The following is a 14,896-nucleotide window of genomic DNA, read 5'->3' on the forward strand; positions in this document are numbered from 1 at the left end:
CGAGACGACGCCGCTTTGCTCTCCGAGCGTTCCTCTCCCCGCTCTCCGCTCGCGCGCTTGCGCGCGGGCCTGGCTGCGCTGGCCGACGGCTTCGCCTGGCCGCTGCGCGCCTCGAGCTACCTCGAGCTCGCAAACCCGCTCTGGTCGACCGACGTCGTGCGCGCGCGCGTCGACGACGCCGTGCGCGAGACCGAGGACGCGCGCACGCTCGTGCTGCGTCCCGGGCGCGGCTTCCGGCGCCACCGCGCCGGTCAGTTCGTCACGCTCGGCGTGACCATCGACGGCGCGCGCCACGTGCGCACGTACTCGATCACGTCTGCGCCCGAGCGCACCGATGGCCGCATCACGATCACGGTGCAGGAGGTTCCCGGCGGACGCGTGTCGCGTCACCTCGTGCGTGACCTCGAGGTCGGCGCTTACGTCGACCTCGCCGTGCCGCAGGGCGAGTTCGTGCTGCCCGAGGCGATGCCGGTGCGCCCGCTGTTCGTCACCGGCGGCAGCGGCATCACGCCGGTGATGAGCATGCTGCGCAGCTTCGCCGTGCGCGGCGAGATGCCGGACGTCGTGCACGTCCACTACGCGCCGAGCGCCGAGCGGGTGATCTTCCGCGACGACCTCGCGGTGCTCGCGCGCCGCTTTCCGAGCTACCGGCTGCACGTCGTCACGACGCGCGACGCCGAGGGGCCGAAGCCGCGCTTCTCCGCCGCGACGCTCGAGGAGCTGTGCGACTGGCGGCAGCGCGACGTCTACGCGTGCGGCCCGACGGGCCTGCTCGACGCGGTGGAGCGCGAGTGCAGCGCGGCCGGGCTCGCGCGGCGTCTGCACGTCGAGAGCTTCCGTCCGCGGATCGTGCCGCCTTCGGCCGACGCCGTGGGCGGGCGGGTCTGCTTCGCGCGCAGCGGCGTCACGATCGACGCCGACGCGCAGACCTCGCTGCTGCGCGCCGCCGAGGACGCCGGCCTCCGGCCCGCGCACGGCTGCCGCATCGGCATCTGTCACACGTGCACCGTGCGCCTCCGGGCCGGCTCGGTGCGCGACGTCCGCAACGGCCGCCGCGTCGACGAGCCGGGAGCGATGATTCAGCTGTGCGTATCCGCGGCGAGCGGCGACGCGGAAGTGGAAGCCTGAAGATGAGCGTCAAGACCAACGTGCTGTCACACCTCACCGACGAGCGCCTCGATGAGTTCGGGCAGGAGCTCGATCGGCTGCGCGAGGAGGTGCTCGCCGACCGCGGCGAGCGCGATCGTCGCTACATCCTGCGGGTGATCCGCGTGCAGCGGTCGCTCGCGCTCGGCGGACGTCTCGTCCTGCTGGCGGCGATCGCCTTCCATCCCTGGTGGGGGCACGCACTCGCCGGCTGGGCGGCGTTCCTCGGCGTGCTCGGTCTCGGCACGCTCATGCTCGGCGTCGCGAAGATTCTCGAGAACATGGAGATCGGGCACAACATCCTGCACGCGCAGTGGGACTGGATGCGCGACCCGCAGATCCAGTCGAGCACGTGGGAGTGGGACATCGTCTGCCCGTCCGAGCAGTGGAAGCACTCGCACAACGTCATGCACCACGCGTGGACCAACGTGCTCGGCAAGGACCGCGACGTCGGCTACGGCATGGTGCGCATCACCAAGGAGCAGCGCTGGAGCCCGTTCTACCTGCTGCAGCCGTTCTCGGTGGTGGTGATGGCGCTCTTCTTCGAGTGGTTCGTTGCCCTGCACGACGTCGAGCTGAGCCGCGTGCTCGCCGGCAAGCGGCCGTGGTCGGAGGCGCGCCCGCTGCTGCGGCAGGTCGGGCGCAAGGCGAAGCGGCAGGTGCTGAAGGACTACGTGCTGTGGCCCGCGCTCGCAGGTCCCTTCTTCCTGTGGATCCTCGCCGCGAACGCGCTCGCCAACGTGATGCGCAACCTCTGGACCTTCACGATCATCTTCTGCGGCCACTTTCCGGCCGGCGTGCACCACTTCCGCCGTCAGGACGTCAATCGGGAGAGCCGCGGCCACTGGTACGCGCGCCAGCTTCTCGGCTCGTGCAACATCGAGGGCGGCAAGCTCTTTCACATCTTGACGGGCAACCTGAGCCATCAGATCGAGCACCACCTGTTCCCGGACCTGCCGAGCAACCGCTACGCCGAGCTCGCGCCGCGCGTGCGCGAGATCGCGGCGCGCTACGGGCTCGACTACAACACCGGCTCGCTCGGCCGGCAGTTCGGGACCACGCTGCTCAAGATCTGGTGGCTCGCGTGGCCGACGTCGCGGCGCGTGGTTCTCGCCGAGGCGAGTTGACGCAGCACCCCGGGGCGCCTATCGCTCGGTGCGCCCATGCGTGCCTGGACGGTAGACGCCGACGACATCCGCGTCGCCGAGGATTTCGACGCGGCGCTGCTGCACCGCACGCCCGAGATCGACGACTTCCTGAGCCACGGCGGCGACAAGTTCGTCGTCATCGGCACCAAGGGCTTCGGCAAGACGCTGCTGCTCAAGGCGAAGCGCGTCCTCTACCAGTCGGGCGGCGTCGTCTGCCTGCCCGACCGCAGCCTCCTCGACAAGCCGATCGGCGACAAGGTGTTCAGCAAGGAGGCGATCTCGATCTACGCCGACTCGCCGCTCTGGTGGTCGAAGGTGTGGCTCACGTCGATCGCGCTCGCGACGCTGAAGCGCCTCGACCGCGCCGCCGGGCTCGAGGTCGGACCGCGGCTCAAGAGCCTGCTCCTCGACCCGGACCTGCGCGGCGTCATCGACCACTTCGTCCGCTTGCTCGACTTTCCGCCGGGCGAGCTGCAGCGCTGCGCGAACGAGACCGACGGCTACCTCGTGCCGCGCCTGCGCGCGATCGACGTGCCGGTCGCGATCTTCATCGACAGCGTCGACGAGTACTTCAACAAGCACGTCGAGAGCGGGGCGGGGCGCGCGAGCGCGGCCGGCGAGCTGGCGCCGAACATCTGGTACTTCTCGCAGCTCGGCCTGGTCGAGGTCGGCTACCAGCTGCGGCGCATCAACCACCACCTCAAGGTGTTCGCGGCGGTGCGCAAGGAGGCGTTTCTCCGCCTGCCCGACAGCACGGTGATGTCGCAGCAGTACCACGGCAGCGCGGTCGACATCGCGTACACGCCGGAGAGCCTGCGCGAGATCTTCGTGAGCAACATCCGGCGCGAGCCTGCGAGCCGGCTCGTGCTCCCGGACCGCGTCAAGGACGATCCGCTGACCGCGTACTTCGGCACGACGCACGTCACGCACGGCTTCACCGGCGAGCGTGAGGACGTCTTCGCGTACGTCTGCCGTCACACGCTGCTGCGGCCGCGCGACTTCATGACCATCGGGCAGCGCATCTCGGCGCTGAAGCCGTCCGAGCGCACCGAGGACCGCATCAAGACGGCGGTCAACGCCGCCGCGACCGAGATCGCGCACGAGTACCTGCGCGAGATCGCCCCGTACCTGGGCGGCCTCGATCTCAACGATCTGCTCGCACGCATTCCCGGTCATATCTTGACGCGCGACGAGATCGAGGCGCTGTTCTGCGACTACAACGACGCCGCGGGGGCGCTGCCGGGCGACGAGCTGCACGTCTGCTGCGCGCTCTACCGCGCCGGGCTGCTCGGCTGGCTCGAGCACGACATGGTCGACGGCACGCGCCGTCAGCGCTTCCTGCGCCCCGGCGAGGGGACGTTCGAGCCCGACGGCGTGCTGCCGCGCTCGACGCACTACCTCGTCCACCCGGTGCTGTCGCAGGTCATTGCACGCCTGAACCACGGCTACGCCGAGCGCATCGACCGCGTGAACGTGGTCGGCAGCGGACGCCCGTGGCGCGACCCGAACGAGCCGCGCGCGGAGACGCTCGCCGTGATGCAGGCCGACGTGCGCGGCATGCTCGGCCTCATGGAGCGCGGCATGGACGCGCCCGTGCGGCGCGCGATCGAGGAAGCGGTCGCGCGGCACGCCGACCGCGCGCGCTCGCGCGAGATCACCGAGGGCGACCACGTGCTGATCACGCACCACGACGCGGCGGCGCTCGCCCGCATCGCGCGTCGCATCGTCGACGACGTGTACGACGCGCCGGGACAGCCGCTGCTGCGCGTCGCGCTGCACTACGGCGAGGTCAGGCTGCAGACCAGCGGCACGACGGCGGTCGTGACCGGCGGTCACGCGATCGCGGTCGCGGCGCGCATCGAGCCGCGCGTCACGCCAGGCGAGATCTGGTGCACCGAGGACTTCTGCGAAGCGCTCGAGCAGAGCCGCTCACTGTGCCGCACGGTCGTGCTCGAGCCGCCTGCGGGCACCGGCGGGGAGGGCGAGCGCGCGGGCTGCTTCAACGTCCGCAAGGACGGCTCGGACGAGGCGGACATCTGGGTGCGCCTCTACCGCGTCGAGTTCTGAGCGTGCAGCTCCAGCTCGGAAACGGCATCACGCTCGGCTGCACGCAAGCGGGCCCGCAAGACGGACGGCCGGTCGTGCTGCTGCACGGCTTTCCCGAGCTCGCCTACGGCTGGCGGCACCAGATCCCGGCGCTCGCCGATGCGGGCTTCCGCGTCGTCGCGCCCGACCAGCGCGGCTACGCCGAGAGCTCGAAGCCGCAGGGTGTCGCGGCCTACGACCTCGACCGCCTTGCGGAGGACGTCGTCGCTTTGGTCGATGCGCTCGGACGGCGGACGTGCGCGCTCGTCGGCCACGACTGGGGCGCGACCGTCGCGTGGTGGACGGCCGCGCGCTACCCCGAGCGCGTCGAGCGCCTCGCGGTGCTGAACGCCCCGCACCCCGCGGTGTGGAAGCACGCCATGCGGCACGACCCCGTGCAGCGCAGGCTCAGCTGGTACGTGCGCGTCTTCCGCGTGCCGTGGCTGCCCGAGCTGATGATGCGCGCCGGCAACTACAAGGCGCTCGCCGACGCGCTGCGCGGCGCCGCGCGCAAGGACGCCTTCGACGCGCGCGACCTCGAGGTGTACCGCACGGCGTGGCGACACCCCGGCGCGCTCACCGCGATGGTGAACTGGTACCGCGCGTTGCTCGCCAAGGATCTGCCGGAGCCCGAGCGCGAGCCGCGCATCCGCGTGCCGACCGCGATCGTCTGGGGCGTCCACGACCCCTACGCGATCCGCGACCTCGCGGAGCGCAGCCGCGCCCTGTGCGACGACGCGACGCTCACCTACCTCGAGAACGCGACGCACTGGGTGCAGCACGACGAGCCCGAGCGCGTGAACGAGCTGCTGCTCGCGTTCCTCGGCTGAGGCGCGCTCGCGCGCGGCGGCCGATTAGCGCCGCGCACGACCCACGACGGCCGCGCGCTACGCCTGCGCGGGCGGCTCCTGCGGCTGATCGAGGTACTCGCTGAGCCCGTAGCCGACGCGCTCGCCGTCGAGCACGTACTCGGTCATGCCCTCGCCGATGTAGGTCTGCATCCCGGCGCGGCGGTTGCGCAGCGGGATGAAGCCCTTCACGGTGCCGTCGATGCGGTGCTTCTCGCCGTTCTCGAGCAGCACCTCGGCGCGCAGCGCGCGGTGGAAGCGGGTGCCGGGCTCGTACTCCGTGTCGAGCTCGACGCGGTCGATCTTCAGCAGCTCCTCGCCGCGATGGAAGACGCCGCCGATGCGGTCGCCGACGATCGAGATCACCATGCCGAGGTCGTCGCCGAAGTTGCCGGTGATCCAGCGGTACGACGGGGTCGACTGCCAGTAGCGCGGACCCCACGAGTGGTCGCGCAGGCCGTGTCCGGAGAGCTTCACCTCGGGGCCGCCGTCGACCGACATCGTGCCGGTGACGCGCATGTGCTGCTCGTAGTGCGCGCGCGCGAACTCGTTGCCGTCGCCGGGCTTGCCGACGTGGCCGTAGATCGGGCCGACGCCCTCGTGCAGCAGGTCGAGCTCGAGGCGGCGGTGCGGGTTCTCCTTGAAGGCCTTGCTCGGATCCTGCATCGCGCGCGGGTCGGCGAGGTGGACGACCGAGCCCTCGTAGGTCGTGCGCAGCTTCTCGCCGGGCACCAGCACCTCGACCGCGAGCCCGCCCGCGTTCCAGCCGTCGTTGCTCGTGATCGCCGGGCGCTTGTAGTTGAACAGCGCCGAGCCGTCGGGCTCGTACACGATCACCGTGACCTCGGCGTAGCCCTCGTTCGCGCGGTTGCCGATGCGCACGAAGCCGCCGCGCTGCTGCGCGCGGTCGAAGAAGTTGAAGTAGACCGACTCGTTGAAGTTGGGCTCGGGGCCGAGGGGGTGCGTGTAGTCGTCCTCGGGCTTCACGTTGCCGACGATCTTCGCCATGGTGCCTCCGTTTCGCTGGGCTCGGGCGAGCTTCGCCCCTTCCGCGACGTCGTGCAATCGCTGGTCGAGGTCGTGAATGCCGCAGCGCGCCAAGCGCGGCGCAGCAGCGCGAGCCCGGCGACGAGAAGCGCGAGCGGAACGGCGAGCCACGCGAGCGCGACCGACGCGCCGCGCGCCTCGAGGATGCGCAGCACGAGCCAGTCGAGGTGCTTGCCCGCGCGCAGGAAGCGCCAGTGCGAGAGGATCGGCATCTTCGTCGGATCGAAGAGCACGTCGCGCGTCATGCCGACCTCGTGCGCCGCGCGGTGGAAGTCGACCGCGGTGCCGACGAGCTGCACGAACGCGCCCGTCAAACCAAGAACCCAGAGAAACGCGGTCGCCGCGGCGCCCGCGCCGACGAGCTCGCCCGCCGGCAGGAGCAGCAGCGGCACGAGCGGCGCGAGGTAGCGCGGACCCCAGCAGATGCCGCCGTCCCAGTGCGCGTAGAACGCGTAGCCGAGGAGCAGCGGCAGCGTGGTCCCGAGCAGCAGCGCCGCTTCCGCAGGTCGCCGGCGCGCGAGCGCCGGCAGACCGCAGAGGCCGCCGAGGAGCGGCGGCGAGTAGAGCAGGAAGCCGCGTCCCGAGCTGAGCAGCAGACCGTAGAGGCCGACCGGCAGGATCGTGTTGAACGCCTGCGTGCCGGGCTCGTCGAAGCGCAGCACGTGGCCGAAGCGCAGGTGGTTGTGCAGCGCGACGACCACGGCGGCGAGCGCGAGCGGAACAGCGAGCGCGATCACCTTGCGTCCGAGGACGCCCGCGCGCGCGTCGTCGCGCGCGTGGCGCAGCGCCGCGTAGAGCAGCACGGCGGGCGAGGTCAGCACGGCGTCGAACGGGCGCACGAGGAGCAGCAACCCGAGCACGACGCCGACGAGCGCAGGGCTGCGCAGCGAGCGCCACGCGAGCACTTCGTGGATCGCGACGAGCAAGCACGCCAGCACGACGACGTGCGGGAAGCCGTCACGCGACGCGGGCCACGTCTGCGTCGCGACGACGAGCAGCAGCACGAGGGCGCCGGCGACGCGCGGCGCGTACCCGAGCCGGCGAGCGATCAGCCACAGCATCGCCGCGGCGAGCGCGCCGCACAGCGGTCCGAGCAGCGTCGCGAAGAAGACCGCGAAGCTCTCGGGGTAGTAGATGCTGACGTTCGCTCCGGCGAGCTCGCGAAACGCGTCGGGGGTGCGCAGGTCGATCTGCTTGCCGAGCCACGCGAGCGGCGCTTGCAGCAGCGACAGACCGAGCCCGTAGCGTCCGTAGCGCTTGCCGTCGGCGCCCTGCACCGTGCCCCAGACGTCGCCGAGCTCGAGAGTCTGCTCCTCGACGAGCTTGGTCGCGGTCAGGTGCACGATCAGCGAGTCGGCGGCGTAGAAGTGCCCGCCGTGCGTCAAGAGCAGGAAGCCGAGCGTGGCGAGGAAAACGCCCACCGGGGCGAGCCGGGCTTTGGTGCTCGCCCCGGGCTGCGGACGTTGCAACTCGATGACGGCGTGCGCCCCGCGCTTCGCTGCGGGGGCGAGCGCCGCGTGCGCGGCCGCCTGGTCCTCGGCTTCGTACACGGTGGTGAGACGGACTTTGTAGCTGCGCCGACCTTGCCCGCACAACCATGCATTTTCGGCACGGGTGACCGTGCGCGGCGCTTCTGGCATCCTGACGACGTGACCCATCCGTTGATCGATTCGATCGACAGGCGCCGCGTCCTGCGCGGCCTCCTCGCCTGCGGCGCTGCGCTGCTGGGCTGCTCGCGCGGCCACGCCGACGATGTCGGCGCGCCCGACGTGCCGCGGCTCGACTGCGAGCACGAGGCGTGGCGCAAGGTGCTGCGCCCCGAGCAGTACGCCGTGCTCTTCGAGGAGGCGACCGAGCGCGCGTTCTCGAGCCCGCTCGAGAAGGAGAAGCGCGCCGGCACGTACGTCTGCGCGGCGTGCGCGCTGCCGCTCTTCGAGTCGAAGACCAAGTTCGACAGCGGCACCGGCTGGCCGAGCTTCTGGGCGCCGATCGCGGGACGGATCGGCACCAAGGCCGACTACAAGCTGATCTTCCCGCGCACCGAGTACCACTGCGCCCGCTGCGGCGGACACCAGGGCCACGTCTTCGACGACGGACCGCCGCCGACCGGCAAGCGCTACTGCAACAACGGCGTCGCGCTGACCTTCGTTCCCGAGGGCGAGCCGCTGCCGGGGCTGCGCTCCTGCCCGGCGTGACGACGCCGCGTCGTGCGCGCGTCTGACGCGAGCCGCGCGCGCACGCCGCGTATCCGATCACGCTGCGCGACGGCCGCGCGACGAGCGCGCAGCGATGGTACGCGCGCGGCACCTCCGCTATCCGTCGTAGCGTGCAGCCTCCGCCGCCGGATCTGACGCCGCTCGTCAGCGTGGCCCTCGGCATCGGGCTCGCCGCCGCGTGCGGGCTGCGCGTCTTCCTGCCGCTGCTCGCCGTCGGCGTCGCGGCGCGTACCGGTCACCTCGCACTCAGCGACAACTTCGCCTGGCTCGCGAGCGATCCGGCGCTGATCGCGTTCGGCACCGCGACGGTGATCGAGGTGCTCGCCTACCACGTGCCGTTCCTCGACCACTTGCTCGACGTCCTCGCGACCCCGAGCGCGGTGGTCGCAGGGACGGTCGCGACCGCCGCGGTGCTGACCGACGTGCCGCCGGTCGTTCAGTGGACGCTCGCGGTGATCGCGGGCGGCGGCACCGCGGGGATCGTGCAGAGCGCGACCGTGCTGACGCGCGTCGGCTCGACCTTCTTCACCGGCGGCCTCGGCAACCTGCTGCTCGCGAGCTTCGAGCTCTTCGGCGCGCTCGGCACGGTGGTGCTCGTCCTCGTGCTGCCGTTCGTCGGGCTCGCGCTGGTCGTCCTGCTGCTCGCGCTCGCGATCTACGTCCTCGTGCGCGCGCGCCGCCGCCGCGCGGCCAAGCCGCCGCGCGACGACGCGCCGGCGACGGCTTGACGGCTGCCCGGCCGCGCCGGGCTCAGGCCCAGCAGACGGCGATCTGACGCGGCCCCGCGTACGGCAGGCGCCCGTGCGCGGTCGAGTGGTTGTCGATCGCCACGACGTCGCCGAGCCGCCACGGCGTGACCACCATGTGCCGCCAGATCACCTCGCGCACGTGCGCGACGTCGGCGTCCGGGATCTCGCGCCCGTCGAGGTACGTGCAGTGCATCGACTGCTCGTCGGACGATCGCGTCAGGCGCTGCAGCGCGACCATCGCGCGCGCGAACTGCCACAGCGCGAAGTGCTTGACGGTCGGACGCAGCCTGTAGATGTGCCCGTACTCGTCGGCCGCCGACGACAGGTGGAAGGTCGTGACGTGGTTGTGCCAGACGCGCTCGCCGGTCACCGGGTGGTCGCGGAACACCGGCTGCGTGCTGACGATCCTGAGCCCGTCGCCGTCGGTCCAGATCGGCTCGAAGCCTTCCTCGCGGCACCGCGCCTCGACCGTCGCGCGGTCGGTGGTGCGGAACATCTCGTCCCAGCGCTTGAGCTTCCAGAGGTCGAAGGACGAGCCGCCCGACGGTCCGGCGTAGTTGCGCACGATGCGAATTCCGCCTTCCTCGAAGCGTCGGCGCACCTGCGGGTCGAGGTCGCGCCACACCGCGCGGAAGTCGCACAGCGGCGTCTCGCCGCTGCCGTCCGCCGGCTCGACGAGGCAGCAGAAGAAGAGACGCCGCGGCGGCTCCTTGACGAAGCTCATCTCGCAGTGCTGCGGGATCGGGTAGAACGGCGGCAGCTCGCTCGCGGAGAAGACGTAGTCGGTGAGTGCGTCGCGCGGCGAGGTGCCGAGGTAGTCGTTCTTCAGGTCGTCGTCGATCGCGCGCGCGATGCGCTCGAAGTCGTCCGGCGTGCGCACCGCGAAGCCGCGGAACAGGATCGCGCCGTGGCGGATGAGCTTGTCCTGCACCCACGACGCGTTCGCGCGCAGGCGCTCGGCGAGGAGCGCCGGGTCGCGCTCGCCGTTCGCCTGCACGACGAGCGGCAGCGCCTTGCCGTTCAGCGTGGTCGTCGCGAAGGGCTCGCGCTCGGTCTGGATCGCTTCCGCTTGCATGGCCTCGACCTTTCCCGCGCCGGAAGGAGCCGGCGTGCACGGCCTTTAGCGGCTGGTCGTGGTGCTGTCACGGAGCGGCCGCGCGAGCGGCGCGCGGGCGCCGCCGACCGCGGGGCGCGCCGGGGCGCCCTCCGCTCACAGCCCTCGATCACAGCCCGTTCAGCTGCGCGACCACCTTCATCACGTCGCCGATGTCGTAGAAGTCGACGGTGACGAAGTTCGGCAGCGCGCCGTTCGCTGCCTGGCACTCGAGCGCGCGGTCGATGAACAGCGGGTTGTGGTTGATCTGCTCGGCGAGCGCCGGCGAGCCGAACACCTGGGTCAGGAAGTGGTTCAGGATGAACAGGCTGTTCGACGGCGAGCCGCGGTTCGGATCGCAGCTCAGGGCGGCCGGGTTGGCGAACGAGTAGTGCGTCTCGAACGCGTAGGTCCACACGCGGTGGTACCAGGGATACGCGCCGCCCTGGTTGTCGGTGAAGACGACGAGCCTGCGGTCGGCGGCGATCATCTCGCGCAGCGTCGGCCACGGAACGCCGACCGGCTGCGCGTGCACGTAAGGCAGCAGCCCGGCCGCGGCGAACGCGGCCTCGGTGTCGGCGGCGCTCACGTAGCTCTCGAAGATGATGCTGACGATCTCGTACGGGTGCCGCTCGAGGAACTTGCGGATGTCGATCAGCGTGTCGACGAGCGGCTTCTTCCCGAGCTGGCAGAGCGCGTGGCAGAGCACCACCTCGCCCGCGTCGTAGTACGTGTCGAGCATGAGCCCGCGGACGCCGTCCGCGAGCTGGCGCGCGACGCCGTAGCGCTGGTTCGGCCCGACGAAGCCGTCCTCGACGTTCGAGTTCGCGTTGTGCGTCGTCACGTAGGCGACCTGGTCGAAGCGCCGGTCGCAGAGCTCGGGCGCGCCGTTGCAGGCGTGCACCGCGGTCGACGGCAGGCACACTTCCTTGACGGCGGCGGTGTCGAGCGCCGTCGCGCCGAAGCCGTCGTCGACGCGCAGGCCGCGCTGCCGAGTCGCCTTGCTGCCGACGAGCCGCGCGTCGTAGCAGGCGAGGTGCACGCGCGCGCGCTTCATCGTCTCGCCGGCGACGTCGGCCGGCGAGCAGAGCTGGCGCGGACGCAGGATCTCGAGCGTGCGCGTCGCGCCGTCCGCGTCGGTGACCTCGATGCGCGTGCCGGCCGCGGCGAAGTTCTTCTTGCCGCCCGGCGTGCGCGCGACGCGGCAGCGGTAGCGGTCGACCTCGTGGCTCGCGAAGTCCGGCAGCGACGGGGTCGTTGCCGTATCCACCAGCGTCGGCGCGAGCAGCGTGCTCGGCGCGCCGAGGTCGAGGACGTGCTCGCCGAGGGCATTGTCGACGCGGACGCCGCGCACGCGCGGCTGGCGTCCCGACGAGCGCGCCGCATGACGCAGCAGGTGAGTCGCCTCGTCGGTCGGCGGCACGCCGTCGAGCGACGCCGGCGAGCACAGGCGGTTCGTTTGCTTGACGGTGAGCGTGGACGAGCCGTAGTGGTCCGCGATGCCGATGCCGGTGAAGGTCGGCGGCCGGACGCTGCCGGGCGAGCGCCGCGCGGCGCTGCACACGAAGGCGTCGAGGGCGAGGCTCGGCACCGCGGTCGCGAGGACGGCGGCGCAGGACAGGAGCAAAGAGAGGAGCGCGGGCGCGGAGAGCGCGCGGAAGCGTCGGGGGTGCGGCATCCCGCGACGGTAGGAGACGCGTTGCGGGCTGCGCAAGCCGCTTCTCGCGCAGCGCGTCGGCGCGCGAGGCGCTGCAGCGGCGCCTCCTTCGATGGAGCGGCGCGTCGGCGCGCGCTTCAGCGGGGCGTCGGACGCGCGCTCAGCGCGACGCCCCGATCCGCTGCCCGGCGAAGCTGCCGCGCAGCACGACGACGCGCTTCTCGATCAGCTCCGTCGCTCGCGCCACCACCTCGTGGTCGGTCTTCGCGAACGCGCTCAGGCAGACGACGAGGTCGAGCATCGTCATGGGGATCGGCGCCGACATGCCCCGCGGGAACCGCAACGCTCGTGCCACGCGTCGCCCGAGGGCACGCGCGTCGGACGTGCGTTTCCGGTGTCGTGGCGCGCGACGAAGGGTTGCACGGCCGACGATCTCGCAGCCGCGCACGAACGCTGCATCAGGCGACTTGGCGTTCCACCGCGTGGGACGCGCGCAGGAGCCGCATGCGGCGACCCCACCGCGCGACCAGCGCGAGCGCGACCACGATCAGCCCGATCGAGAGCCCGATCCACAGCCCGCGCACGCCGAGCCCGAACCTGAAGCAGAGCGCATAGCCGACCGGCAGCCCGAGCACCCAGTAGCCGATCAGAGCGGCCACCATCGCGGTGCGCGTGTCGCCGGAGCCGCGCAGCACGCCGGCCCCGACCACCTGCAGGCCGTCGAAGAGCTGGAACACCGCCGCGATCAGCAGCAGCGAGACGCCGGTCGCGATCACCGCCTCGTCGTTGGTGAAGGCGCGCATCACGAGCCGGGGCGCCAGCATGAAGACCAGCGCCGCGCAGCTCATGAACGCGCCGCCGACCGCGAGCGCCGCCCAGCCCGAGCGCTCCGCCGCCGCGACGCGGTTCGCGCCGAGCTCCTGTCCGACGCGCACCGCGCCCGCCGACGCGACGCCGAGCGGCACCATGAAGGAGAACGCCGCCGCGCCGAGCGCGATCTGGTGCGCCGCGAGCGACAGCGGATCGAGCCCCGCGGCGAGCAGCGTCGCCGCGGTGAAGACGCCGCCCTCGAGCATCACCTGCACCGACGCCGGAGCGCCGAGCGCGACGATGCGGCGCAGCACCGCGAGGTCGGGCCACGGCGGGGTGCGGAACAGCGCGCGGTCGTAGCGGCGCGCGTACCAGATCGTGAAGCCGACCAGCACCGCGAGCATGTAGAGGCGCGACAGCACCGTCGCCCACGCCGCACCCGTGGCGCCGAGCTTGGGGGCGCCGAGGTGGCCGAAGATCAGCACCCAGTTCGCCGCGACGTTGATCAGGTTCGCGCTGAGCAGCGCGAAGGTCGCGGCGCGCACGAGACCGATCGCCTGCAGGTAGCGGCGCAGCGCGACGAACCACAGGAACGGCAGCACGCTGAGCGTCACCACCGAGAGGTACGAGCGCGCGTCCGGCAGCACGGCGGGCTCGATGCCGAGCTCGTGCAGGTACTCGTGCGCGAGCCAGAGCACGAAGGTGAGCAGCGCGCCGAGCGCGACGCACAGCCACAGGCTCTGCACGAGCGAGCGGTGCGCCTCCTTCAAGCGTCCGCCGCCGAAGGCGTGCGCGACCAGATAGTCGAGCCCGAGCAGCACGCCGATCCCGGCGACGCTCACGAAGTGGAAGAGGTTCGCGCCGACCGACACCGCACCGATCGCCTCGGCGCTGACGCGCCCGACCATCATCGTGTCGACGAGGCCCATCGACATGCCGCCGAGCTCCGCGACCACGACGGGACCCGCGAGACGGAGCAGCGCCGGCAGCTCCTGCCTCATGCCCGCGAGCGGCCGGGCCGCGCGACGGATGTGCGTCATGACGGCGGCGGACGACATGGGAAGCGGCCAGTGTAGCGGGCGCGCCTTGCTCGTCCGAGAGCCCTTCGATCGTCGTGGAGAATTGCCGTCCGCGCGCCGCGCGGGATACGAGCCCCGCATGAAGATCGGGATGACGCTGCCGACCATGGTGCCGGGGCTCGATCGCGCGATCCTGCTCGAGTGGATGCGGCGCATCGACCGCGGGCCGTACGCGACCCTCGCGGCCGGCGAGCGTCTCGCGTTTCCGAACCAGGAGATGCTGGTCACGCTGTCCGCCGCGGCGGCGGTCACCGAGCGCGTGCGCATCGCCTGCACCGTGGTCGTGCTGCCGCTGCACGCGACGCTGCTGGTCGCAAAGCAGCTCGCGACGCTCGACGTGCTGTCGGCGGGGCGTTTGACGGTCGGCGTCGGCGTCGGCGGACGCGAGGAGGACTACAGGGTCGCGGCCGCGAGCTTCGCGCGCCGCGCGAGGCGCCTCGAGGAGCAGGTCGGCGTGCTGCGGCGCGCATGGCGCGGCGAGCAGGTGATCGAGGGCGTCGCGCCGATCGGGCCCGCGCCGTGCCAGCCGGGCGGTCCGGAGATCCTCGCCGGCTCGCTGGTCGCGAGCTCGATCCGCCGCGCCGCGCGCTTCGCCGACGGTCTCTGCGGCTTCAGCTTCGGTCCCGACCCGACGGAGGTCGAGCGCGCGTTCGAGACCGCGCGTGCCGCCTGGCGCGAGGCCGGACGCGAGCGCGCGCCGCGTCTGGTGACGAGCTGCTGGTTCGCGCTCGGCCCCGGGGCGCGCGAGCAGATGGACGCCTACGTCCGCCGCTACATGGATTTCGCCGGACGCGACGTCGCGGCGAGCCTCGCAGCGCTGTGCACCACGGTGTCCGCCGACGCGCTGCGCGACGCCGTCGCGCGCATTCGCGACCTCGGCGCCGACGAGCTCATCCTGGTGCCGACCACCGCCGACCCGAGCGAGCTCGACCGCGTCGCGGACGTGCTCGGATAGCGCGCACGGCGCGTCGTGGATCGTGCTGGTGGCGCGTCGCGGGATGGCGCGCGCGGCGCGTCG

13 protein-coding genes are annotated in these 14,896 nt (G+C 72.0%); 7 read left to right on the plus strand and 6 right to left on the minus strand.

Annotated features, from left to right (window positions below; all coding sequences use genetic code 11):
• Positions 1 to 57: 57 nt before the first annotated feature.
• The 4 genes from VIS07_08720 to VIS07_08735 are packed head-to-tail and all read left to right on the plus strand — an operon-like array spanning position 58 to position 5,209.
• On the plus strand, positions 58 to 1,128 hold the full coding sequence (locus tag VIS07_08720; protein ID HEY8515583.1) for a ferredoxin reductase: 1,071 nt from the start codon (positions 58 to 60) through the stop codon (positions 1,126 to 1,128).
• A gap of 2 nt (positions 1,129 to 1,130) precedes the next feature.
• Positions 1,131 to 2,273, plus strand: coding sequence for an acyl-CoA desaturase (locus tag VIS07_08725; GenBank protein ID HEY8515584.1), 1,143 nt, complete (start codon positions 1,131 to 1,133; stop codon positions 2,271 to 2,273).
• A 36-nt stretch (positions 2,274 to 2,309) separates the two neighbouring features.
• Positions 2,310 to 4,361 (plus strand): hypothetical protein, encoded by a 2,052-nt coding sequence (locus VIS07_08730; GenBank protein HEY8515585.1) that lies wholly within the window; start codon positions 2,310 to 2,312, stop codon positions 4,359 to 4,361.
• Positions 4,362 to 4,363: 2 nt separating this feature from the next.
• A complete protein-coding gene (locus tag VIS07_08735; GenBank protein ID HEY8515586.1) occupies positions 4,364 to 5,209 on the plus strand; it encodes an alpha/beta hydrolase in 846 nt (281 codons plus the stop codon).
• A 57-nt stretch (positions 5,210 to 5,266) separates the two neighbouring features.
• On the opposite strand, the gene VIS07_08740 is transcribed toward VIS07_08735, so the two are convergent.
• Positions 5,267 to 6,235 carry a hypothetical protein gene (locus tag VIS07_08740; protein ID HEY8515587.1) on the minus strand — a complete coding sequence of 323 codons (969 nt, stop codon included), beginning with the start codon at positions 6,233 to 6,235 and terminating at the stop codon, positions 5,267 to 5,269.
• Positions 6,211 to 7,824 carry a hypothetical protein gene (locus VIS07_08745; GenBank protein HEY8515588.1) on the minus strand — a complete coding sequence of 538 codons (1,614 nt, stop codon included), beginning with the start codon at positions 7,822 to 7,824 and terminating at the stop codon, positions 6,211 to 6,213. The genes VIS07_08740 and VIS07_08745 overlap by 25 nt, the downstream gene beginning before the upstream one ends.
• Before the next feature lie 99 nt (positions 7,825 to 7,923).
• Here VIS07_08745 and msrB point away from each other — a divergent pair, with 99 nt between their 5' ends.
• Together msrB and VIS07_08755 are read left to right on the plus strand one after the other, a co-directional pair.
• The gene (msrB, locus tag VIS07_08750) at positions 7,924 to 8,469 is read left to right on the plus strand and encodes a peptide-methionine (R)-S-oxide reductase MsrB (GenBank protein ID HEY8515589.1); all 546 of its coding nucleotides are present in this window, start codon (positions 7,924 to 7,926) and stop codon (positions 8,467 to 8,469) included.
• Between the two features lie 131 nt (positions 8,470 to 8,600).
• Positions 8,601 to 9,218, plus strand: a complete 618-nt coding sequence (locus VIS07_08755) for a DUF4126 domain-containing protein (protein HEY8515590.1) — start codon at positions 8,601 to 8,603, stop codon at positions 9,216 to 9,218.
• 22 nt (positions 9,219 to 9,240) lie between these two features.
• Here VIS07_08755 and VIS07_08760 read toward each other — a convergent pair whose 3' ends face one another.
• The 4 genes from VIS07_08760 to VIS07_08775 all read right to left on the minus strand — a co-directional run bounded on the left by VIS07_08760 (position 9,241) and on the right by VIS07_08775 (position 13,839).
• Positions 9,241 to 10,314 (minus strand): TauD/TfdA family dioxygenase, encoded by a 1,074-nt coding sequence (locus tag VIS07_08760; GenBank protein ID HEY8515591.1) that lies wholly within the window; start codon positions 10,312 to 10,314, stop codon positions 9,241 to 9,243.
• A 148-nt stretch (positions 10,315 to 10,462) separates the two neighbouring features.
• Positions 10,463 to 12,010 carry a hypothetical protein gene (locus tag VIS07_08765; GenBank protein HEY8515592.1) on the minus strand — a complete coding sequence of 516 codons (1,548 nt, stop codon included), beginning with the start codon at positions 12,008 to 12,010 and terminating at the stop codon, positions 10,463 to 10,465.
• Between the two features lie 139 nt (positions 12,011 to 12,149).
• A complete protein-coding gene (locus VIS07_08770) occupies positions 12,150 to 12,314 on the minus strand; it encodes a hypothetical protein (protein HEY8515593.1) in 165 nt (54 codons plus the stop codon).
• Between the two features lie 133 nt (positions 12,315 to 12,447).
• Entirely contained in the window at positions 12,448 to 13,839 is a 1,392-nt protein-coding gene (locus tag VIS07_08775; protein HEY8515594.1) for an MATE family efflux transporter, read from the minus strand.
• Positions 13,840 to 13,957: 118 nt separating this feature from the next.
• On the opposite strand from VIS07_08775, the gene VIS07_08780 reads away from it, so the two are divergent.
• Positions 13,958 to 14,833 carry an LLM class flavin-dependent oxidoreductase gene (locus VIS07_08780; protein HEY8515595.1) on the plus strand — a complete coding sequence of 292 codons (876 nt, stop codon included), beginning with the start codon at positions 13,958 to 13,960 and terminating at the stop codon, positions 14,831 to 14,833.
• Positions 14,834 to 14,896 lie beyond the last annotated feature (63 nt).

The sequence above is a fragment of the Candidatus Binatia bacterium genome, from assembly GCA_036563615.1.
In the GTDB taxonomy this organism is placed as follows: domain Bacteria; phylum Desulfobacterota; class Binatia; order UBA12015; family UBA12015; genus DATCMB01.

Excerpts from the sequence above, each read along its gene's own strand:
- VIS07_08725 (HEY8515584.1), top strand. The coding sequence starts at position 1,131 with ATGAGCGTCAAGACCAACGTGCTGTCACACCTCACCGACGAGCGCCTC.
- VIS07_08730 (HEY8515585.1), top strand. The coding sequence starts at position 2,310 with ATGCGTGCCTGGACGGTAGACGCCGACGACATCCGCGTCGCCGAGGAT.
- VIS07_08740 (HEY8515587.1), bottom strand. The coding sequence starts at position 6,235 with ATGGCGAAGATCGTCGGCAACGTGAAGCCCGAGGACGACTACACGCAC.
- VIS07_08760 (HEY8515591.1), bottom strand. The coding sequence starts at position 10,314 with ATGCAAGCGGAAGCGATCCAGACCGAGCGCGAGCCCTTCGCGACGACC.
- VIS07_08765 (HEY8515592.1), bottom strand. The coding sequence starts at position 12,010 with ATGCCGCACCCCCGACGCTTCCGCGCGCTCTCCGCGCCCGCGCTCCTC.
- VIS07_08770 (HEY8515593.1), bottom strand. The coding sequence starts at position 12,314 with ATGTCGGCGCCGATCCCCATGACGATGCTCGACCTCGTCGTCTGCCTG.
- VIS07_08775 (HEY8515594.1), bottom strand. The coding sequence starts at position 13,839 with ATGACGCACATCCGTCGCGCGGCCCGGCCGCTCGCGGGCATGAGGCAG.
- VIS07_08780 (HEY8515595.1), top strand. The coding sequence starts at position 13,958 with ATGAAGATCGGGATGACGCTGCCGACCATGGTGCCGGGGCTCGATCGC.